At 63.6% G+C, this 20,467-nt stretch carries 22 protein-coding genes and 1 tRNA gene; 5 read left to right on the top strand and 18 right to left on the bottom strand.

Annotated elements, in window-relative coordinates; all coding sequences use genetic code 11:
* Positions 1–153 precede the first annotated feature (153 nt).
* The 8 genes from AC2FNL_RS14860 to AC2FNL_RS14825 all read right to left on the bottom strand — a co-directional run bounded on the left by AC2FNL_RS14860 (position 154) and on the right by AC2FNL_RS14825 (position 8,684).
* Positions 154–230 (bottom strand) — tRNA-Met (locus AC2FNL_RS14860).
* A gap of 71 nt (positions 231–301) precedes the next feature.
* Positions 302–1,276, bottom strand: coding sequence for an alpha/beta hydrolase (locus tag AC2FNL_RS14855; RefSeq protein ID WP_496834117.1), 975 nt, complete (start codon positions 1,274–1,276; stop codon positions 302–304).
* Positions 1,273–2,754, bottom strand: a complete 1,482-nt coding sequence (locus tag AC2FNL_RS14850) for a flavin-containing monooxygenase (protein ID WP_496834116.1) — start codon at positions 2,752–2,754, stop codon at positions 1,273–1,275. The genes AC2FNL_RS14855 and AC2FNL_RS14850 overlap by 4 nt, the downstream gene beginning before the upstream one ends.
* Before the next feature lie 72 nt (positions 2,755–2,826).
* Complete coding sequence (locus tag AC2FNL_RS14845) at positions 2,827–3,627, bottom strand: PaaX family transcriptional regulator C-terminal domain-containing protein (protein ID WP_496834115.1); 801 nt, start codon at positions 3,625–3,627, stop codon at positions 2,827–2,829.
* 51 nt (positions 3,628–3,678) lie between these two features.
* Positions 3,679–5,709 carry a phenylacetic acid degradation bifunctional protein PaaZ gene (gene paaZ, locus AC2FNL_RS14840; protein ID WP_496834114.1) on the bottom strand — a complete coding sequence of 677 codons (2,031 nt, stop codon included), beginning with the start codon at positions 5,707–5,709 and terminating at the stop codon, positions 3,679–3,681.
* 43 nt (positions 5,710–5,752) lie between these two features.
* Positions 5,753–7,105: a TRAP transporter large permease gene (locus AC2FNL_RS14835; RefSeq protein WP_496834113.1), complete on the bottom strand. Its 1,353-nt coding sequence runs from the start codon at positions 7,103–7,105 to the stop codon at positions 5,753–5,755.
* Positions 7,102–7,608 carry a TRAP transporter small permease gene (locus AC2FNL_RS14830; protein ID WP_170339726.1) on the bottom strand — a complete coding sequence of 169 codons (507 nt, stop codon included), beginning with the start codon at positions 7,606–7,608 and terminating at the stop codon, positions 7,102–7,104. The genes AC2FNL_RS14835 and AC2FNL_RS14830 overlap by 4 nt, the downstream gene beginning before the upstream one ends.
* A gap of 56 nt (positions 7,609–7,664) precedes the next feature.
* Positions 7,665–8,684 (bottom strand): TRAP transporter substrate-binding protein, encoded by a 1,020-nt coding sequence (locus AC2FNL_RS14825; RefSeq protein ID WP_496834112.1) that lies wholly within the window; start codon positions 8,682–8,684, stop codon positions 7,665–7,667.
* Between the two features lie 166 nt (positions 8,685–8,850).
* Here AC2FNL_RS14825 and paaG point away from each other — a divergent pair, with 166 nt between their 5' ends.
* The 5 genes from paaG to AC2FNL_RS14800 all read left to right on the top strand — a co-directional run bounded on the left by paaG (position 8,851) and on the right by AC2FNL_RS14800 (position 12,280).
* Positions 8,851–9,636, top strand: a complete 786-nt coding sequence (gene paaG / locus AC2FNL_RS14820) for a 2-(1,2-epoxy-1,2-dihydrophenyl)acetyl-CoA isomerase PaaG (protein WP_093964508.1) — start codon at positions 8,851–8,853, stop codon at positions 9,634–9,636.
* Positions 9,637–9,638: 2 nt separating this feature from the next.
* Complete coding sequence (gene paaI, locus AC2FNL_RS14815) at positions 9,639–10,067, top strand: hydroxyphenylacetyl-CoA thioesterase PaaI (RefSeq protein ID WP_093965006.1); 429 nt, start codon at positions 9,639–9,641, stop codon at positions 10,065–10,067.
* A gap of 15 nt (positions 10,068–10,082) precedes the next feature.
* On the top strand, positions 10,083–11,393 hold the full coding sequence (gene paaK, locus AC2FNL_RS14810) for a phenylacetate--CoA ligase PaaK (protein ID WP_475142840.1): 1,311 nt from the start codon (positions 10,083–10,085) through the stop codon (positions 11,391–11,393).
* Positions 11,394–11,396: 3 nt separating this feature from the next.
* Positions 11,397–11,993, top strand: a complete 597-nt coding sequence (locus AC2FNL_RS14805) for a TetR/AcrR family transcriptional regulator (RefSeq protein WP_170420155.1) — start codon at positions 11,397–11,399, stop codon at positions 11,991–11,993.
* Between the two features lie 71 nt (positions 11,994–12,064).
* Positions 12,065–12,280, top strand: a complete 216-nt coding sequence (locus AC2FNL_RS14800) for a hypothetical protein (protein ID WP_093965007.1) — start codon at positions 12,065–12,067, stop codon at positions 12,278–12,280.
* On the opposite strand, the gene AC2FNL_RS14795 is transcribed toward AC2FNL_RS14800, so the two are convergent.
* From AC2FNL_RS14795 to AC2FNL_RS14750, 10 genes are all read right to left on the bottom strand, one after another.
* Positions 12,281–13,039: a Phenylacetic acid catabolic protein gene (locus AC2FNL_RS14795; RefSeq protein ID WP_170405151.1), complete on the bottom strand. Its 759-nt coding sequence runs from the start codon at positions 13,037–13,039 to the stop codon at positions 12,281–12,283.
* A 13-nt stretch (positions 13,040–13,052) separates the two neighbouring features.
* A complete protein-coding gene (locus AC2FNL_RS14790) occupies positions 13,053–14,126 on the bottom strand; it encodes a 2Fe-2S iron-sulfur cluster-binding protein (protein ID WP_496834111.1) in 1,074 nt (357 codons plus the stop codon).
* A gap of 10 nt (positions 14,127–14,136) precedes the next feature.
* Positions 14,137–14,598, bottom strand: coding sequence for a 1,2-phenylacetyl-CoA epoxidase subunit PaaD (gene paaD / locus AC2FNL_RS14785; RefSeq protein WP_496834110.1), 462 nt, complete (start codon positions 14,596–14,598; stop codon positions 14,137–14,139).
* Between the two features lie 6 nt (positions 14,599–14,604).
* Positions 14,605–15,366: a 1,2-phenylacetyl-CoA epoxidase subunit PaaC gene (gene paaC / locus AC2FNL_RS14780; RefSeq protein WP_496834109.1), complete on the bottom strand. Its 762-nt coding sequence runs from the start codon at positions 15,364–15,366 to the stop codon at positions 14,605–14,607.
* Positions 15,366–15,650, bottom strand: coding sequence for a 1,2-phenylacetyl-CoA epoxidase subunit PaaB (gene paaB / locus AC2FNL_RS14775; protein ID WP_005978248.1), 285 nt, complete (start codon positions 15,648–15,650; stop codon positions 15,366–15,368). Before paaB ends, paaC begins: the two co-directional genes overlap by 1 nt.
* 23 nt (positions 15,651–15,673) lie before the next feature.
* Positions 15,674–16,666: a 1,2-phenylacetyl-CoA epoxidase subunit PaaA gene (paaA, locus tag AC2FNL_RS14770; RefSeq protein WP_170339747.1), complete on the bottom strand. Its 993-nt coding sequence runs from the start codon at positions 16,664–16,666 to the stop codon at positions 15,674–15,676.
* 15 nt (positions 16,667–16,681) lie between these two features.
* Complete coding sequence (gene pcaF, locus AC2FNL_RS14765) at positions 16,682–17,884, bottom strand: 3-oxoadipyl-CoA thiolase (RefSeq protein ID WP_496834108.1); 1,203 nt, start codon at positions 17,882–17,884, stop codon at positions 16,682–16,684.
* Positions 17,885–18,075: 191 nt separating this feature from the next.
* Positions 18,076–18,468 carry a carboxymuconolactone decarboxylase family protein gene (locus AC2FNL_RS14760; protein WP_170339751.1) on the bottom strand — a complete coding sequence of 131 codons (393 nt, stop codon included), beginning with the start codon at positions 18,466–18,468 and terminating at the stop codon, positions 18,076–18,078.
* The gene (locus AC2FNL_RS14755) at positions 18,452–19,576 is read right to left on the bottom strand and encodes an aromatic ring-hydroxylating oxygenase subunit alpha (RefSeq protein WP_496834107.1); all 1,125 of its coding nucleotides are present in this window, start codon (positions 19,574–19,576) and stop codon (positions 18,452–18,454) included. The genes AC2FNL_RS14760 and AC2FNL_RS14755 overlap by 17 nt, the downstream gene beginning before the upstream one ends.
* Complete coding sequence (locus AC2FNL_RS14750; protein ID WP_093964519.1) at positions 19,573–20,460, bottom strand: MurR/RpiR family transcriptional regulator; 888 nt, start codon at positions 20,458–20,460, stop codon at positions 19,573–19,575. Before AC2FNL_RS14750 ends, AC2FNL_RS14755 begins: the two co-directional genes overlap by 4 nt.
* Positions 20,461–20,467 lie beyond the last annotated feature (7 nt).

Here is a 20,467-nt window from a genome sequence, read left to right as displayed (position 1 = left end):
TGCGGCGTCGATAATTGGAGGAGGGGGAAACAGCCCGTTTGGCCAAACCGCTAAATGCAGACGGGTGGCATGAGGGCATAGGCGGCAGTCGATATCAACGGCGACTGGCTCAGCGGACGCGGCCCAAGGCCAAGCTCGAGGATTTCAGGGAAGTGGTAGCGGAGGAGGGACTTGAACCCCCGACACGCGGATTATGATTCCGCTGCTCTAACCAACTGAGCTACTCCGCCACGGTGAGAGGCGATTTAAGGGAGGGGCCGGAGAGGGTCAAGAGGGAAATGCCACGAAAATGCGGGATTCTTCATCCGGCCGTGTTGGCGGGTTTCGACGGCGATTGCGAAGCGCTGGCCATGCGGCGGACGAACTCTGCGCAGGCCTCGGGCGCGGTCAGGGGGATCATGTGGCCGCGATTCTCGAGCGCTTCAAAGCTCAGCCCGTAGTCCACCATAGGTGCGCCTTGCTGGCTGGGTGACAGGATCGGATCTTCGGCCCCGTACAGGATGCCGCCCCTAACCTTAAGTTCGTGGTAGCGTTGGGACTGGGCGTCGATGCTGGCGTCCACGCCCGCCAGATCCTGCGATCCGGTGATATAGGCTGACGGGCGCAGGCCCAAGGCGCCACCGGCGCGGTCCAGGAAGTCACTCGGGGCCGGTTCCGGGGCAAACGCCTCGCCGATCACATGCGGAGCCGTTGTTTTCGCCAGCGGAACAGCGATCGTATTGGCGATCAGGCTGCGCAGCCATTCGGTCCGGATCTCCAGCGCCTTGAAGATGGCGGGTGTGCTGGGTACACGATGCGTCAGCGGGGCCAGCAAGGCCAGTGCCCGAACCCGTTCAGGATTGTCCAGCGCCATGGCGAGCGACACCGCGCCCCCAAGCGAGTGTCCGACCAGAATGGCCTGCGATACGCCCTTGGCTTCGAGGAATTCGTGGATCATCCGGGCCTGTTCCGGCAGAGTGGCCAGCCGCGCGTGGTCGCGGGTCGAATACCCGCACCCAGGCCGGTCAACCGCGATGACGTGAAAGTCGTCGGCCAGAAGGTCGGTCATGGCATAGGTGAAGTGCTGCAACTGGCCGGTCAGCCCGTGGATCATCACCACCGTCGGCTTCTCTAGATCGCCCTGTTCGACATAATGGATCGTACCGCCGTTCACCGGCAGGATCTGCCCGGGTTGAGGTACGGATTGGACTCCCATCCGCGTCAGGCGCCGGGTCCACAGATGCATCAGGATCAACGCGGCGCCGATGATCAGCGCAATGGTCAGCAGGGTGGTCATGTCGGAGGTCCTTTGGTCTGGGCGGGATCAACGGGATGGTAATGCTCGAGCCCGGCCTTCGCCAGACGTTTGCGGAATTCCGAAACTGTGCCGGGCCACAGCGTCGTATTGCGCCCTTGTGAGTCTTGATACCACGAAGTGCATCCGCCAGCCTGCCACACACTGTCGGTATGTCGTTCCTGCATTTCGCGGGTGAAGTCGGCCTGCCGGTCAGCGTTTGGAACAATCGCGGGCAGACCCGCGCGCCGCATCTCCTCCAGCACCCGGCCGATATGGGCAACTTGCGCTTCGATCATCAGAACGACCGAATTGTGACCCAACCCGGTATGCGGACCCAGCAGGATGAAAAAGTTGGGAAACCCGGCAATGGCGGTGCCCAGATTGGCCTGCATGCCGTCGGCCCAGGCGTCTTGCAGGCTCAGTCCGTTCGCGCCGCGGATATCCAGCCTTTGGACCGCGTCCGTCACATGAAATCCTGTGCCCCAGATCAGAATGTCGGCCGCCGTCCGACTGCCATCGGTCGCGATGATCTCGGATCCTTCGATCCGCTCGACCCCATGCGGGATCACGCTGACATTGTCGCGGGCCAGTGCCGGGTACCAGTCGTTCGAGCTGAGGACGCGCTTGCAGCCGATCCGGTAGTCCGGTGTCAGAATGCGGCGCATCTCGGGGTCGGATATGGCCTCCTCCAGCCCTTTGCGCCACATCTTCATGGCAAAGTCGACCGCGCGTTTTTCGCCGCGAAATACGCGGTGGCGGAATTCGAACAGCCAGTAGATGAACTGCCTGCGGATGCGCGGCAGCACCGGAATGCGGCGATAGAGGTGCCGGACCCAGGGCGCAATCGGCCCGTCGGGACGCGGCAGAACGTAAGGCGCGCTGCGTTGGAAGATGGTGACATGGGCGGCGGATTTGACGATTTCCGGCACGAACTGAACGGCGGACGCGCCGGTGCCGACAACTGCTATGCGTTTGCCCTGCAGCGGCACCGTATGGTCCCATTGGGCCGAGTGGAATGCCGGACCCGGAAAGCCCGCTGCTCCCGGGATCTCGGGAGTGCTGGGGATGTGCAGGGCGCCGATGGCCGACACCAGGAACCGTGCCTTCCATTGCGCGCCGCCGGTCGTCTCGACCTGCCAATGCGTGCCGTCCCAGCGGGCCGACTTCAGTTCGGTGTGGAAATGGCACAGATCGTACAGCCCTTCGTCACGCGCAACGCGGCGCATGTAGTCCCAGATTTCGGCCCCGCCTGCATAGGCTCGGGTCCAGTCCGGGTTCGGATGGGTGGCCATCGAATACAGGTGCGAGGGCACATCGCAGGCCACGCCGGGATAGGTGTTCTCACGCCATGTGCCGCCGATGTCATCAGCCTTTTCAAGGATCGCGATGTTGTGGATGCCGCGTTTGCGGGCTTCGATCGCCATGATCAGCCCCGAGAACCCGGCCCCTACAATCAGCATGTCGATGTCGTGGGTCATGCCTGCACCTCCTCCCAAAGGTACAAGGTCAGGATAGGGTCAAACCGCGTTTCAGGAAAACCTGCCGTGGGGTCAGTCTTGGTTCAGATCCTCGGGCAGGGGGCGCGGCAGTTGGTCCAGCAGGCGGAACACCTGCGCGCGACAGGCCGGGCCGGTCCAGTCCGGCGGGCAGAAACTGTCGGGCAGGTCGTGTAGACGCAGAACGACGCGCCGCCACCGATGCACGATCAACGTGCGCAGTGTCGCGATCTGACAGGGCGTGGGCTCCCAACTGGCCGGGCGGCCTTGGGACACGTGGCGCACGGCCTCGTGCAGGGACCGGCAAGCCGCGCGCAGATCTGGCGGGAACAGTTTTTCATGCACCCATCGCGGAACCGAGCGGGCGGTGACCTCAAGGATCAGCAACTCGTCCTGGTCCACGGGTGGTGCCCCCGATCCCAACGCGGCGTTGCGCCCGATCGGCGTGTAGTCGTGGCTGAGCAGGATGTCTTCCAGCAGCCGGGTGCCGGTGCCATCTTCGGTGATCAGCAGGTGCAGCGGCGTATCCGGCGCAGGGTCTCGCGCATAGATGCGCGGGGTGACCCGGGCCGATTGCGTGCGGCCATATTCGGTCAGGAAATGCATCGAGACGCGCCCGATCCGGTCGCTCTCGATCCAGCCATCCTTGCGCAGACGGTGCAGGGCCACGCGGATCGCCTCGGGCTTGATGCCCATCGGTTCGATGATGCGCCCCAGCGCCCCGCCCGATATCTTGGCGCCACGCTCCTGCGCCATGTCGCCGAACAGCGACACGATGATCGACCAGACCCGCTGATTCTGCGGGTCGGCCAGTTCGGCCACAGCCTGAGTGAACCACGGATGCGCGTTGGTCATGCGCCCAGTCTATCCGGCCCGGCTGTGCAAGAAAAACACTTTGCCGCGCGCTCAGTAGGCGTTCATGGTCAGCAGTTCATATTCGGCGACCTTCTCGTCATCCTGATTGGTCAGGGTCACGTGCCAGCGCACCTCGCCATAATCGTCGGTGCGGCCAGTCTTTTGCTTGACCGTCAGGCGGACTTTGATGCTGTCGCCGGCCACGACCGGCTTCATGAAGCGCAGGCCGTCCAGCCCGGTATTGGCCAGCACCGGCCCTTCGTTCGGCTCGACGAACAGGCCGGCGGCAAAACTCAGCAGCAGATAGCCATGCGCCACCCGGCCCGGAAAGAACGGGTTTCTGGCCGCCGCGTCCTCGTTCATGTGGGCATAGAATGTGTCGCCGGTGAAATGGGCGAAATGTTCGATGTCGTCCAGCGTGATGGTCCGGGGCGCCGTGTGCAGCGTCTCGCCGATCTGCAGTTCCGTGAATTTGCGGGTGAAGGGGTGCGCGGGGCCTTGGATCTCGGGCGCGCCGGGGATCCATTTCCGGCCGATCGTCGCCAGCATCCGGGGCGAGCCCTGCAGGGCCGTGCGCTGCATGTAGTGCTTCACGCCGCGCACGCCGCCCATCTCTTCACCGCCGCCGGCGCGGCCGGGGCCGCCATGGACCATGTGCGGCAGGGGCGAGCCATGGCCGGTGGATTCCTGCATCGAGTCGCGGTCGTTGATATAGATCCGCCCGTTGAAGGCGGCCGCGCCCATCACCACCTGGCGCGCGACCTCGGGGTCATGGGTGATCAGCGAGGTGACCAGCGACCCCTGGCCGCGATTGGCCAGCGCGATGGCGTGGTCCAGATCGCGATAGCCCATGATGGTCGAGACCGGGCCGAACGCCTCGGTGTCATGCACGTGCCGGGCGGCGTCGGGATCGGCGCAGTGGAACAGCATCGGCGGCACGAAGGCGCCTTTTTCGGCATCGGCGCCGATCACCTCGAAGGCATCCGGGTCGCCGAACACGCGTTCGGCCTCCTGCCCGATGAGGCTGGCCTTAGCCAGAACGTCGGCCTTCTGCCCGTTTGAGACCAGCGCGCCCATGCGCGTGGATTCCAGCCGCGGATCGCCGATCGTGGTCTGCGCCAGTTTAGCCGAGATCGCGGCGATCAGCGCCTCGACCTGCGCCTCAGGGGCGATGATGCGGCGGATGGCGGTGCATTTCTGCCCGGCCTTCGTCGTCATCTCGCGCACGACTTCTTTGACGAACAGGTCGAATTCGGGCGTGCCGGGTGCCGCGTCGGGGCCAAGGATCGAGGCGTTGAGGCTGTCCTGCTCGGCCACGAACCGCACCGAGTTGGTCACGATCACCGGGTTCTGCCGCAGCTTCATCGCGGTGTCGGCCGAGCCGGTAAAGCTGACCACATCCTGACAGGTCAGATGATCCAGCATGTCGCCCAGCCCGCCCGAGACCAGCTGCAGCGCGCCGTCAGGCAGGATGCCGCTGTCCAGCATGATCCGCACGGCCAACTCGGTGACATAGCAACTGTTGGTGGCCGGTTTCACGATCGCCGGAACCCCGGCCAGCAGGGTGGGGGCCAGTTTCTCCAGCATCCCCCAGACCGGGAAGTTGAAGGCGTTGATATGCACCGCGACCCCTTGCAGCGGGGTGCAGACATGCTGGCCCAGGAAGGTGCCGTTCCGTGACAGCTGCTCGACATCGCCATCCAGATAGACATGGCCGTCGGGCATCTCGCGCCGCCCTTTCGAGGCAAAGACGAACATGGTGCCGATGCCGCCGTCGATGTCGATCAGGTGATCCTTCTGCGTGGCGCCGGTTTCAAAGCTGAGGTCATAGAGCGCCTGTTTGCGTTCCGACAGCGCCTGCGCCAGCGCCTTGAGCATCTTGGCGCGTTCATGGAAAGTCAGCCGGCGCAGGGCGGGCCCACCCACGTCGCGGGCATGGGCCAGCATCGCCTGCACGTCCAGCGCGTCGTTGCCGGCGGTGGCGAAGGGCTCTCCGGTGATGGCCGAGGCGATGGTGCGGGCCCCGGCGCCGGGCGCAACCCACTGGCCCGCGGCGAAACTGGAAATCTGTTTCAGAGACATGAGATGCTCCTGTTTTTTAGTGCCGCAAGCAGCGGTTTGAGATTCAGTGACCCAACGCGCCCATCTGTTGCGGCAGGTACAGAACGATCACGGGTACCAGAACGATCAGCGCCAGGCGGAAGATGTCGGCCACCCAGAACGGGGTCACGCCGCGAAAGATCGTGCCGGTCGAAACATCCCCGACCACGCCTTTCAGGATGAACACGTTCAGGCCCACCGGCGGGGTGATCAGAGAAATCTCGGTCACCACCACCACGACGATGCCGAACCAGATCGGGTCATAGCCCAGCGAGGTCACCAGCGGGAAGAAGATCGGAACCGTCAGCAGCAGCATCGACAGGGATTCGAATACGCAGCCCAGGATGATGTAGATACCGAGGATCATCAGGATCACAACGAAGGGTGCCACGTCATAGGCAGTGACCATGGCGATCAGCGCCTCGGGCAGGCCGGCCAGGTTGATGAAATTCGAAAAGATCTGCGCGCCGATCAGCACCGCGAACAGCGCGGCGGCGGTAAAGCAGGTTTCCTTCAGCACCTCAAAGGTCGATCCTACGGTCAGCCCGCCGCGGAACAGCGCGATCAGAAAAGCCCCGGCGGCGCCCATGCCTGCGGCCTCGGTCGGCGAAAAGGTCAGGTTCAGTGGTTCGAAATCGAACACGCCATACAGCCCACCGATCACCAGGAAGAACAGCAGCAGCACCGCCCAAACGGACCCCAGCGCGCTGATGCGCTCGCCCCAGCTGGCGCGTTCACCGGCCGGGCCGGCCTCCGGGTTGCGCCACACGGTCCAGCGCACCGCAAAAAGGTAGAACAGGATGCCCAGAATGCCGGGGATGATGCCGGCCATGAACAGCTTGCCGATCGAGGTTTCGGTCAGCAGCCCGTAGATGACCAGGATGACAGAGGGCGGGATCAGGATGCCCAGCGTGCCGCCGGCCGCGATCGAGGCGGTCGACAGTTCGTCGGAATAGCCATAGCGGCGCATTTCGGGCATGGCCACCTTGGACATGGTCGCGGCGGTGGCCAGCGACGATCCGCAGATTGCCGAGAACCCGCCGCAGGCCGCTACGGTCGCCATGGCGATGCCGCCGCGCATGTGGCCCAGAAAGGCGTTGGAAACGGCGTAAAGCTCGCGCGCCATGCCGCCCTTGTTGACGAACAGGCCCATCAGGATGAACAGCGGCACGACCGACAGGCCGTAATCCTGCGCGGTATCGGTGATCTGGCGGCCGACCATCGACATAGCGGCCTTCAACCCGCGCTCGTCAAAGATCGAGCCGCCGCGTTCATAGGCAAAGCCCAACGTGCCGACCAACCCCATGGCAAAGACGATGGGCAGGCGCATCAGCACCAGGATCAGGACAAGGGCAAATCCGATGAGGGCAGCGGTCATTGAGTGGATTCCGTCAGGGTCTTGGGGGCAAACAGGTACAGCAGTCCGGTGATGATCATCACCACGGCGGTGATCGCCACCGATGCAGTGATGAACCAGCCGACGAGGTATGTCGGGATGCTGAGGTATTCGGTGACATCGCCATAGTCGCGGGCGCGTTCGGCCAGGATCCACACGCGCTGGACCGGCCAATACAGCATGGCGCCGCTGAGGATATAGATCACAGCATCGCGCAGGCGGCTGAGCCGCAGGCGGTGGAAGATACCGTCGGTCAGGTCCACGGCGATATGCCCGTTGGTGACCGAGATGATGGGCAGCACCGAGAACACCAGAATGGCCATCAGGATGCGCGTCAGTTCGGTGGCGGCCTCGATCGGCGCGTTGAAGACCGATCGCAGGATCACGTCGCAGAAGGTCATCACCATCAGGATAAACAGGGCCGTGCAGGCGACGATCACCGGCAGGACGCTGGCGCGCCGTACAAGCTGGATGAGAGGGGTCATCGGGTGGCTCCGAATGGGGCTGGGTGGGGGCGGCCTGCGCCGCCCCGCAGCAGGGATCAGTTCGAGGACATTTCCGACTTGATCATGTCATAGGCGGCTTGAGCATCGACACCGGCATCGTTGACTTCGGCAATCACCTTGGCGCGCACGTCCTCGGCGATCGTCGAGAATTTCTCCATGTCCTCGGCGGCGGCTTCGTGGATCGCATTGCCCTCGGTGCTTTGGGTCGCTTCACGACCGATGGCGTCAATCTCGTCCCAGATCTTGCCGATCTCGCGGCTCAGCGGCTCGCCGAACACGTTTTCCTCCAGCGCTTGCTGGATGTCTTCCGGCAGGTCGGCAAACGTGTCTTCGTTCATGATGAAGGCAAACGACCCGCGATACAGGCCGCCCGGCATCTCATAGACGTTCGGGGCAACCTCGGTCAGCTTGAAGCCCTTGCGCGATTCGAGGGGCATGACCACGCCGTCGGCGGCCTTCGAGGCCAGCGTCTCATAGACCTTCGGCGCCGGAACCTGGATGCCGGTCGCACCCAGCGCGGTGCCCACGTCGCCACCGACGCCACCGGGGATCCGCACCTTGAGGCCCGAGATTTGGTCCATCGAGGTCACCGGGCTGCTAGTGTGCAGCTGGGCCGGGCCGTGGGTGTGCAGGGCGATGACCTTGACGCCGCGATGTTCGTCGGCGGCCTTCAGATACTTGTCATAGGCGCGCCAATAAGCAACCGAGGCGGCCTCGGCCGAGCCTTCATAGCCCGGCAGCTCGATCAGCTTGGTCGTCACGAAGCGGCCCGGCTGATAGCCGTGGAAGATGATCGACGCATCCGCCGCACCATCCATGATCAGGTCCATCTGGGCCGGGGGCGGGGCGATGCCCAGCTTCAGCTCGGCGGTCACCTTGCCGTCGGTGGCCTCTTCGACCATCTCGACGAATTTGGGCCACATCTTGGCGTTGATCCCGTGGGTGGGCGGCGCCCAGCTGGAAATCGTCAGGGTGTAATCCGCCGCAAATGCCACGCTGCCCGACACTGCCAAGGCAGCCGTCGCCAACAGCGTTTTGATCCCGTTGAGTTTCATGACTGGTTTCCTCCTCCAAAACATGAGTCATAAATGCGTTAATGGTCCTTTTTGTAACCATCAACCGGCCGAAAGCCCGGATTCGGCGCTTCGTCGGAGAAATTTATTGACCAACCGTTCGGTTAATGCAAGAAGAATATCGAAACGAATGCAAAGCGAGCGGCCCATGAGCGATACGATTCTTGCGCAGCGGCGTGGAAATTATGTGGAAATCACTCTCAACCGCCCTGATCGCCTGAACAGTTTCACCGAGGAAATGCACCACGCCCTGCGCCGCGCCATCGAAGGCGCGCGCGATGAGGGCGCGCGGGCGATCCTGCTGACCGGAGCCGGGCGCGGGTTCTGCGCGGGGCAGGACCTGGCTGATCGCGATCCGTCGAAAATGGACGGCCCACCGGATCTGGGCCACACGGTGCGCACCTTCTATGCGCCGCTGGTGCGGTTGATCCGGTCGCTGAACTTTCCGGTAATCTGTGCGGTGAACGGGGTTGCCGCAGGCGCGGGCGCCAACCTTGCGCTGGCCTGCGATATCGTGCTGGCCGCCGAGTCCGCGAAATTCATCCAATCCTTCGCCAAGGTCGGGCTGATTCCCGATACCGGAGGCAGCTGGCACCTGCCGCATCTTCTGGGCGAGGCGCGTGCCAAGGGGCTGGCGCTGACCGGCGAGCCCTTGGCGGCGAAAACGGCTGAAGACTGGGGCCTGATCTGGAAAGCCCTGCCCGATGCCGAGTTGATGACCGAGGCACGCACGCTGGCCGAACGCCTGTCGAACGGCCCGACGCTGGGCCTGGGCCTGACCAAGCAGACCATTCAGGCCGCCGCGACTAACAGCCTGACCGATCATCTGGAGATCGAGGCCGACGCCATGAAGACCTGCGGTGAATCCGCTGACTATGCCGAAGGTGTCGCAGCCTTTCTGGAAAAGCGCAGCCCAGAGTTTCGGGGCAAATGAACATGACACCGAAAGTACGCGCCGAAAAAGCCGCCGCCGCGATGTGGGCGCAGGACCATGCCTCGAAATGGGCGGGGATGGAACTGATCGAGGTCGACGAGGGCACCGCGACGCTGGCGCTGACCGTGCAGCAGCACCATTGCAACGGGCACGGGATCTGCCATGGCGGCGTGACCTTCATGCTGGCCGACAGCGCCTTTGCCTTTGCCTGCAACAGCCGCAACCAGTCGACCGTGGCCCAGCACAACGTGATCAGCTATGTCGCGCCGGGCCGGCTGGGCGACCGGCTGACCGCCCGCGCGACCGAGCAGAGCCTGACCGGCCGCAGCGGCATCTATGACGTGACCGTGACCAACCAGGACGGCCGCAAGATCGCCGAGTTCCGGGGCTTTTCCCGCGCGATCAACGGCACCCTGTTTCCCGAGACCTGAGGTGAGGAGGACATCATGAAGGATCTGACCCCGAACAAAGCGGATCTTGACCCGATCGAGATCGCGTCGATCGATGAAATCCGCAGCTTGCAGCTGGACCGCCTGAAATGGTCGCTGCGCCATGCCTATGACAACGTGCCGATGTACAAGCAGCGGTTCGACGAGGCCGGGGTGCATCCCGACGACCTGCAGTCGCTGAGCGATCTGGCCAAGTTCCCCTTTACCTACAAGAACGATCTGCGCGACCACTATCCGTTCGGCCTGTTCGCCGTTCCGCGCGAACAGATCATCCGCCTGCATGCCTCGTCCGGCACCACGGGCAAGCCGACGGTGGTGGGTTATACAAAGAACGACATCGACAACTGGGCCGATCTGGTGGCCCGCAGCCTGCGCGCCAGCGGTCTGCGCAAGGGCGACATGATTCACAACGCCTATGGCTACGGACTGTTCACCGGCGGCTTGGGCGCACATTACGGAATCGAGCGTCTGGGCGCCACGGTCGTTCCCATGTCCGGCGGTCAGACCGAGAAACAGGTGGCCCTGATCACCGATTTCAAACCCGACGGCATCATGGTCACGCCGTCCTACATGCTCAACATCCTCGAACAGTATCACAAGGTCGGGATGGACCCGCGCGAAAGCTCTCTGTCGGTGGGCGTGTTCGGGGCCGAACCCTGGACGGATGCGATGCGCAAAGAGGTCGAGCAGGCCTTTGACATGCACGCGGTCGACATCTACGGCCTGTCCGAGATCATGGGGCCGGGCGTCGCCAACGAATGCGTGGAAACCAAGGACGGCCCGGTCATTTGGGAGGATCATTTCTACCCCGAGATCATCGACCCGCAGACCGGCGAGGTTCTGCCCGACGGCGAAATGGGCGAACTGGTCTTCACCACGCTGACCAAGGAAGGCCTGCCGATGATCCGCTACCGCACCCGCGACCTGACGCGGCTGCTGCCCGGCACCGCGCGCTCGATGCGCCGGATGGAGAAGATCACCGGGCGCAGCGACGACATGATCATCCTGCGCGGGGTCAACGTCTTCCCCAGCCAGATCGAGGAACAGGTCATGGCCACCGGCGGCATCGCCGCGCATTACCAGATCGAGCTGTACAAATCCGGTCGCATGGACGCGATGCGCGTCTTTGTCGAGGCGATGCCCGATGCCGCCGATGAACTCAGCAAGACCGCCGCCGCGCGGATGCTGACCAAGCGGATCAAGGACATCGTTGGCGTTTCCACCGAGATCGTTGTAGGGGACCCCGGCGATGTCGAGCGCAGCCAGGGAAAGGCCAAACGCGTTGTCGACAACCGAGACAAGGAGTGAGGTTTGGCCCGTACGATTGCAAAAGATCACGACCAGAAACGCGCCCAGATCCTGAAATCGGCGGCGCGGGTCTTTGCCCGCGAAGGCTTCGACCGCGCCTCGATGACCCAGCTTGCGCGCGAATGCGGGATCTCGAAGGCCAACATCTATCACTACTATGACAGCAAGGACGCGATCCTGTTCGACATTCTCGAGACCTATCTGCGGGAACTGCGCGACCTGATCTGCGGGCTCGAGATGGAAGGCCTCAGCCCGCCCGAAAAGCTGCACCGCGTGGTGGCCGAGATCCTGCTGGCCTATCAGGGTGTGGATGACGAACACCGGGTCCAGACCAGCGGCATGTCGGCTCTGCCCGAGGATCAGCAGCGCCTGTTGCGCGGGTATCAGCGTGACATGGTGAATTTCCTCAGTTCCATCATTGCCGAAGTCGCTCCGGACGTGTTTCGCGGCAACAGGTCCAAGCTGCGCTCGGCCACGATGTCGGTCTTCGGTATGCTGAACTGGTATTACATGTGGAATTCCGGTGCCGATGCACAGGCGCGCCGGGACTATGCCGCGCTGGTCAGCAACCTGACCCTGTCGGGCGTCAAGGCGCTGTAGCACCGACCCTGCCGGCATTGTGATTTGGCTTTTTCGGGTGTCCCGGTGTTTACTTGCGGTCGGAGGGCGCCATGCAAAAACCGGAACGCTTCGACAAGTTCTATTTCGCCAAGGTCGGGATGGGCGAGGCCTGCGGCTGCGCCGAGCGCATCATCGACGTCTATGAATTCAACCGCAAGGCGGGTGCGCGTGGCGCGGGCACGTGCAAGGTGGCCCGGCCACGGCATCGCGGTCTGCGATCGCTTGCCTTGAAATACGGCCTGATCAGCCGCCCCAGCGGGCGGTGATCACGGGGTGCGCAGGCCCAGCCGCGTGACGACCTCTGCGGCCTCGGCCAGCCAGCGGTTTTTCAGTTCGACCCCCGAGGCCCGGCGCAGGCCCATTTGGCGCAGCTTTTCCATCCGCTCGGGGTCGCCCGCGCCGAAACTTGCGGCCACGCGAGGCCACCAGTAATCGACCGAGTCCTGCATGGCCGGCGCCTCGCCCTGTTCCAACAGCTTCACCGCGCCTTCCAAGGCCAATTCACCATGATGCGCCTCGATGGGGGCGATGGCGCGGAACGCCTCGGCCAGCGGCTGATAGGACACCAGCGCGAACTCGGCCAGTTGCACGCCCACGGCCCGGCTCATCAGCAGGTTCATCACCACCGCATCGGTCCAGCCTTCGATCGGATAGTTGAAGACCGCAAGGCGCATGTCATGTTCGCTGCGCGTGGCCCCGATATCGGCGGAACGGTCCAGCCGCGCGGTCCACGGGTGATGCGTGGCGTAGCGGTCGGTATCCGCGCCGAACTCGCCCATGATCTTCAGAACGCGGTCGGCATTGTCGGTCTTTTCCAGAACGATCTTCGCCGCCGCGATGCGTTCCTTGATGCCCGGACCCTGGTTGATGATGTCGGCAAAGCCCGCCGCACCGGCCAGTTCGCTGTCGACGAAGGTCGCCATCAGCTTCATCAGCTCGGCCCGGTATCGGGGCGGCACGTTGGTCGGGTTGGTCAGAACGCCGCCTGCGGCCAGGTAGCTTTCGATGCTCATGTCTTCGGCCATGGTCCCTCTCCCTTTACTGGTCGTAATCGACGACGACATTGTCGGTCAGCGGGTAGGCCTGGCAGCTGAGCACATAGCCTTTTTCGACCTCGTAATCCTCGAGTGCGTGGTTGGCGACCATCTCGACCTCGCCTTCAATCACCTTGCAGCGGCAGGTCGAACAGACTCCGGCCTTGCAGGCAAAGGGAGCGTCCATCGCGTTTTCCAGCGCCGCGTCCAGAATGGTCTGGTCCTTGGGCATGGTGATGGTCTGGGTGGCGCCGTCCAGCGTGACCCGCGCCTGGGTTTGGTTGGCCTGCGCGGCGCTGGCGGCATCGTCCTGCTTGCGTTTGGCGCGGCCCGGTTGGGCGCTGGCGAACAGCTCGAACTTGATCTGGCTGTCGTCCAGACCATGTTCGCGCAGCGCTTCGGCAATGCCCAGCATCATCGGCTCGGGGCCACAGATGAAAGCGGTGTCGGTGTTTTCGACGTCGATCCAATGCTGGAACAGTTCGGCGCATTTTTCCTTGGTCACCAGCCCGGTGAACAGATCGATCTCCTGCGCGTCGGTTTCCAGGATATGGATCACGTTCAGGCGGCCCATGTACTGGTTCTTCAGGTCTTCCAGCTCTTCGCGGAACATGATCGTGTTCACGCCCTTGTTGGCATAGACCAGCGTGAAGCGCGCATTCGGCTCGCGTGCCAGCGTGGTCTTGAGGATCGACAGCACAGGCGTGATGCCCGACCCGCCGGCAAAGCCCAGGTACTGCCGGTGCGCGGCCGGATCCAGCGGTGTGTGGAAGGCCCCCATCGGCGGCATCGCCTGCAGCCTGTCGCCCACTTTCAGCTCGGTGTTGGCCCAGGTCGAAAAGGCGCCGCCCTCGACCCGTTTGATGCCCACCTGCAGAACGCCGTCATCCTTGCCCGCGCAGATCGAGTAGGATCGGCGCAGCTCTTCCCCGTCAAATTCGCGGCGGAAGGTCAGGTACTGGCCCTGGACAAAGTCGAACGCCTCGGCCGCGTCGTTCACCGGCTTCAGAGTGACCACGACCGCGTCGCGGATGGTCTTGTGGATGTCGGTCACTTCCAGATCGTGAAAACGTGCCATCCGGTCCTCCTCAGATGCACTTGAAATAGTCGAAAGGTTCCAGGCAGTCGGTGCAGCGCCAATGCGCCTTGCACGGGGTCGAGCCGAACTGGCTGACCTTTTCCACTGCCGTGCTGCCGCAATGCGGGCAGCGGTCGGGTCCGCCTGCGGGCTGGGGCGGTGCGATGCCGTAGTCCTTCAGCTTCGCACGCCCCTTGTCGCTGAGCCAATCGGTCGTCCAGGCCGGAGAGATGCGGGTCTCCAGCTTGATCTTGTCGATGCCGAGGTCGCGCAGGGCGGTTTCGATGTCCATCGCGATGACCGAGGTCGCTGGACAGCCCGAGTAGGTGGGCGTCACGGCAACCTTCAGCGTGTCGCCCTCCCATGTCACATCGCGCACGATGCCCAGATCGACGACCGAGATCACGGGGATCTCGGGGTCGGGCACGGCGTCGAGCCATTCCCAGACCTGCTCTACGGTGGCACGGTTCATCGGCCTTTACCAGGTTGCGCCCGGATAGGCCCGCTGCAGCCACTGCATCTGGGTCAGTAGATGGCCCAGATGTTCGGTATGCATGCGCCCGTCGCGGCCGCCCTTGTGGGCAAAGCGGCTGTCGGGAATGGTCAGGGTGGCTTCGGTCAGTACGCGCTGAACCAGCACGTCGTATTCCTCGCGCAGGCTGGCCGGATCGGGGGCGATGCCCGCGGCGGCCAGCTCGGCATCGACCTCGTCGCTGGCGAACATCTCGCCCACATAGGGCCAGAGGTAATCCAGCGCCTCTTGCATTCGCCTGTGGCTTTCCTCGGTGCCGTCGCCCAGCCCGACAACCGTGTCGCTGGACCGTTCCAGGTGATAGGCGACCTCTTTGCTGGCCTTCTCGGCAATCGCCGCGACCCGGTCGTCGGACGATTTCATCAGCCGGCCCAGCATGATCGAGTGCCACGCATCAAACAGGAACTGGCGCATCAGGGTGCGGCCGAAATCACCGTTGGGCACCTCGACCAGCAGCACGTTGCGGAAATCCCAGGCGTCGCGCAGAAAGGCCAGATCGTCGGCGGACTTGCCTTCGCCCTGAATCTCTCCGGCCAGGCCCAGCCACATCTGCGTCTGGCCGATCAGGTCCAGCGCGGTGTTGGCCAGCGCGATGTCCTCCTCCAGAACCGGCGCGTGGCCGCACCACTCGCTGACGCGATGGCCCAGGATCAGCGTGTTGTCACCCATCCGCAGCAGGAATTGCAGGAATGCCTCGTCGCGGGTCATCACATCGCCCCCACTTCTTCGGGGATGTCGAAAAAGGTCGGATGACGATAGACCTTGCTCTCGCTGGGCTCGTACAGCGGGCCCTTGTCGCTGGGCGAACTGGCGGTGATGTTGTTGGCCTCGACCACCCAGATCGATACGCCCTCGTTGCGGCGGGTATAGACGTCGCGGGCGTTCTTGATCGCCATTTCGGCATCGGGCGCGTGCAGCGAGCCGACATGGCGGTGGCTCATGCCGTGCTGGCCGCGGATGAAGATTTCCCACAGGGGCCATTCGTTTTTCATCAGGTGTCCTCCTATCGGGTGGGTTATTCGGCTGCGACCTTGCGGGCGCGTTTCTTGCGGGCATGTTCCAGCAGACCGTCACGCACCCATTTGCCCTCGTCCCAGGCCTTGTTGCGGGCGGCCAGGCGGTCGGTGTTGCAGGGGCCGTTGCCCTTGATCACGTCAAAGAATTCCGACCAGTCGGGCTGAGTGAAATCGTAATGCCCGCGCTCTTCGTTCCATTTCAGGTCCGGGTCGGGGATGGTCAGGCCCAGATACTCGGCCTGCGGCACGGTCTGATCCACGAATTTCTGGCGCAACTCGTCATTGGTGTTGATCTTGATCTTCCACGCCATCGACTGGGCCGAATGCACCGAGTCCTTGTCGGACGGGCCGAACATCATCAGCGACGGGTACCAGAACCGGTTCAGCGCGTCCTGCGCCATCTTGCGCTGTTCGGGCGTGCCCTCGGCCATCTTGCGGATCGCGTCATAGCCCTGGCGCTGGTGAAAGCTTTCTTCCTTGCAGATGCGGATCATCGCGCGCGAATACGGCCCGAACGAGGTGCGCTGCAGCGGCACCTGGTTCATGATCGCCGCCCCGTCGACCAGCCAGCCCACCGCGCCGATATCGGCCCAGTTCAGCGTGGGATAGTTGAAGATCGAGCTGTATTTCATCCGCCCGTCCAGCAGCATCTCGGTCAGTTCGTCGCGGCTGACACCCAGGGTTTCGGCGGCGCAGTACAGGTACAGGCCGTGCCCGGCCTCGTCCTGCACCTTGGCCAGCAGGATCGCCTTGCGTTCCAGCGTTGGCGCGCGGGTAATCCAGTTGCCTTCGGGCAGCTGTCCGACGATCTCGGAATGTGCGTGCTGGCCGATCTGGCGGATCAGCGTCGCGCGATAGTCGTCGGGCATCCAGTCCTTGGGCTCGATCTTGATGTCGGCGTCGATCTTGTCCTGAAAGGCGCGTTCCTGCTCGGTCATTTCCTCGCGGGATTTGACGCCTGTTCCTGCCGTCTTGATCATCTGAGCGTACATGTCGGGTCTCCTCCCTTACACGCGTTCGAGAATAAGCGCGGCGCCCTGGCCTACGCCCACGCACATGGTGCACAAGGCGTAGCGCCCGCCGGTGCGGCGCAGCTGATAGGCCGCCGTCATGACCAGCCGCGCGCCGGACATGCCCAGCGGATGGCCGATGGCGATGGCGCCGCCATTGGGATTCACATGGGGTGCGTCATCAGCCACGCCAAGTTCACGCAGGGTGGCCAGACCCTGGGCGGCGAAGGCCTCGTTCAATTCTATCACATCCATCTGCTCGATGCTCAGCCCCGTGCGGGCCAGCACTTTGCGGGTGGCCGGGACCGGGCCGATTCCCATGACCCGAGGCTCGACCCCCGCGACCGCCATGCCCACGACACGGGCCATCGGGGTCAGGCCGTTCTTCTGCGCGGCGGCCTCGTTGGCCAGCAGAATGGCCGCGGCGCCGTCATTGACGCCCGAGGCATTGCCTGCCGTCACCGTCTTGTCCGGCCCGTTGACGCCCTTCAGGCCTGCCAGCTTTTCGGCCGTGGTGCCGGGGCGGGGGTGTTCGTCGGTGTCTACCACCAGCGGGTCGCCCTTGCGCTGGGGGATGGTGACGGGGGTGATTTCCTCGGCAAAAACGCCGGCTTGTTGCGCCGCCGCCCAGCGGGCCTGGCTGCGCGCGGCAAAGGCATCCTGATCTGCGCGGCTGATGTCATAGTCCTCGGCCACGTTGTCGGCGGTCTGCGGCATCGAATCCGTGCCGTACATCTGCTGCATCTTCGGGTTCACGAACCGCCAACCGATCGTGGTGTCATAGACCGCGTTGGCGCGCGAAAAGGCGCTGGTGGCCTTGGGCATCACGAAGGGCGCGCGCGACATGCTTTCGACGCCACCGGCGATCGCCATGTCATAATCCCCGGCCTTGATGGCCCGCGCGGCCATGCCGACCGCATCCATGCCGCTGGCGCATAGGCGGTTGATCGTGGTGCCGGGCACTTGAACCGGGAAGCCGGCCAACAGGGCGGCCATGCGGGCCACGTTACGGTTGCTTTCGCCGGCCTGGTTGGCATCGCCCAGGATCACGTCATCCAGGCTGGCCCAGTCCACCCGCGGGTTCCGCTCTTTCAGCGCAGCCAGCGGGATCGCGGCCAGATCGTCGGTGCGAACCTGGGACAAGGCTCCGCCATAGCGTCCGATCGGGGTGCGCTGTGCGTCGCAGATGAAAGCGTCCATGCGTCAGAACCTCGTGTCTTGCGTCCGGGTCAATAAGTGACCGATTGGTCGGGTAATACGCCCGGAAGCGATTCGCGGCAAGAAAAATGTAACGCAATTGGGCATCAAATCGAAATTCAGTAACGTATTTGTGCTGACATGAGAAAACCCGCACGGGGGCGGGCGATCTCGATCTTCGGGACGGGAACCGGCTAAAGCTGACCGGCCTCGGTCAGAACCTTGCGCGCCACGCGAAAGCATTCCAGCGCCTGCGGGACGCCGCAATAGATACCGACGACATGGATGATCGCCCGGATTTCCTCCTTGCTGACGCCGTTGTTCAGGGCTCCGCGACAGTGGATCTCCCACTCGTGCATCTTGCCCAAGGCACCGATCATCGACAGGTTCATCATCGAGCGGGTCTTGGGGTCGATCACCTCGTCCCCCCAGCCAAAGCCCCAGCACCAGGCTGTCATGGCCTCCTGAAACGGGCGGGTAAATTCGTCCGCCGCGGCCAGGTTCCGTTCCACGTATTCGTCGCCCAGCGTCGCCTTGCGCTGTGCCAGTCCTTTCAGGAAAAGATCTTCGTCAAAGATGTCGGCCATCGTCTACTCCGCTTGCATTTGTATCTACCGCCTCGCGCATCCATTGCTGCAAGCGGGCGATCGAATGTTCCGACATTACGCCGCAAGCCGGGTCTAGCACCAGCGGGCCGGGGCGATAGCCGCGCGATTTCAGGCCGCGATGCACGCTTTCAACCAGCCGGATGTCTTCTTCGACCGTGGTTTCCCGGTCCTGCATTGCCAGTTGGCGGATCACCGCGCTTTCGGACCCGCCCTCGGTGTACCATCCGCGCCAGACGGTGCAGTGATCGGCATCCTGCGCGCGCCAGTGATAGGTGTTCAGCACATTGCCGGGGTAGCACTGGAACGAGAACATCGGCCACAGAAACCACGACTGGTAATCGCCCGCATGGGGCACCGACAGGTCTATGGGATAGGTCATCTTGTCGAGGCTCTGACACTCGGTGGTATGGCGCAGGACGTATCCGCCGCCTGCATCGGGTTGAATGTCATAGGTTTCGGGTTTGACCACGCCGGTGGCAAAAGTCGGGTGATTGGTCGGGCAGTGATAGCATTCCGAGTAATTCTCGATACTGACCTTCCAGTTGCAGTTCTCGGGGATCTCGACCCATTCCAGCGGCTCAAGATCGTCAATGTGCGGGACAAAGGCGCGGATTTCCGCGCGCACGCCGGGGTACCAGTCGTCCATTGGCGCTGCATCGTCGTCGAGGTTGACGAAGATGAAGCCGTTGAACAGCTCGGTCCGCACCGGCGTCAGGCAGATCGCGCTGCGGTCGAAGCCCGGAACCGATTTGATGTTCGGGCCAGCGCGCAGTTGCCCGGTGAGTTCATAGGTCCAGGCGTGATAGGGGCAGACGACGACGCGGGTGTTGCCGGCCCCGGTCACCATCTCATGCGCGCGGTGCTGGCAGACATTGTAGAAGGTGCGGATTTTGCCGTCGCGCCCTCGGATGCAAAACAGGTTTTGGCCCGCGATTTCAAAGGCGAAATAGTCGCCCGGCTCGCGCACCTGCGCCACATGGCCGGCAAATTGCCAGGTGCGGGCCAGAAGGCCCTGTTTCTCCTGCTCGAATATCGCCGGGTCGGTGTAATAGCGGGCCTCCAAGGAGCGGGTCAGCGGTGCGGTCATTCAGGCTCCTCCGCATAGAGGCCAAGTTGGTGCCGGCGGCGGTGAAACCGCTCCACACGCTCGACGATTTCATCGCTGGACAGGGCGACCACGAAGGACAGAAGTGTCTCCAGCAGCGCGATCGTCGAAACCGATGACGGAAAGAACTGGGGCGTGTCGGCGGCGACGACAAACCCATGTTGCGCGTTCAGAACGACCGGGCTGGCGGGGCTGTCGGAAATGCCGACCACGGTCATGCCCTGTTCGCGGGCCAGCTTCACCGCCTCGATCACCTCGGTCCGGTAGGGGTGGCAGGTCATCGCGATCAGCACGTCCTGTTCATCGGCCCAGGCCAGATCGTCCACCGGGGTCGAGCCGGGGCGGGGAATGGCGTGGAACTGCTTCATCCCGGTCGAGGCGAGGTAGGTAAAGTTACGCGCGTTCGCGTTGTTGACGCCGACGCCCAGCGTGAAAACCTGCCGCGATGTCCAGATCGCCTCGGCCGCGGCCTGCATCCGGGTGGCGTCGATCCCGGCGAAGGTTTCCTCGATATTTCGGATCGCAGCCCCGACCATATCGGCATAGAGCCCGCCCAACTCGCCGGATTTGCCGATTTCCTGCAGCCAGCGGGCGCGGTCGGGGAACGACACGGTGCCACGGCGGATGGCGTCGCGGAACGGCGCGCGGAAGTCCTCGTAACCCTCAAACCCCACCTGCCGTGCCATGCGGACGAAGGTGTTGGGTTTCACGTTTGCGGCCTCGGCGATCTCGCGCACGGTCGAAACGCCCACATCCGCCGGGTTCTCCAGCACATAGCGGGCGGCCTTCTGCGCCTCGGGCGTTAGGGCGTCCCATTCACGGGTCAGCCGGTCAAGAACGGCGTTTGATACATTTGTGTCATTCATGATTGAC

The sequence above is a fragment of the Ruegeria sp. CRTD044 genome, from assembly GCF_059613485.1.
Note: the sequence above shows the minus strand (reverse complement) of the source record. Positions and strands in the feature narration are given on the sequence as shown.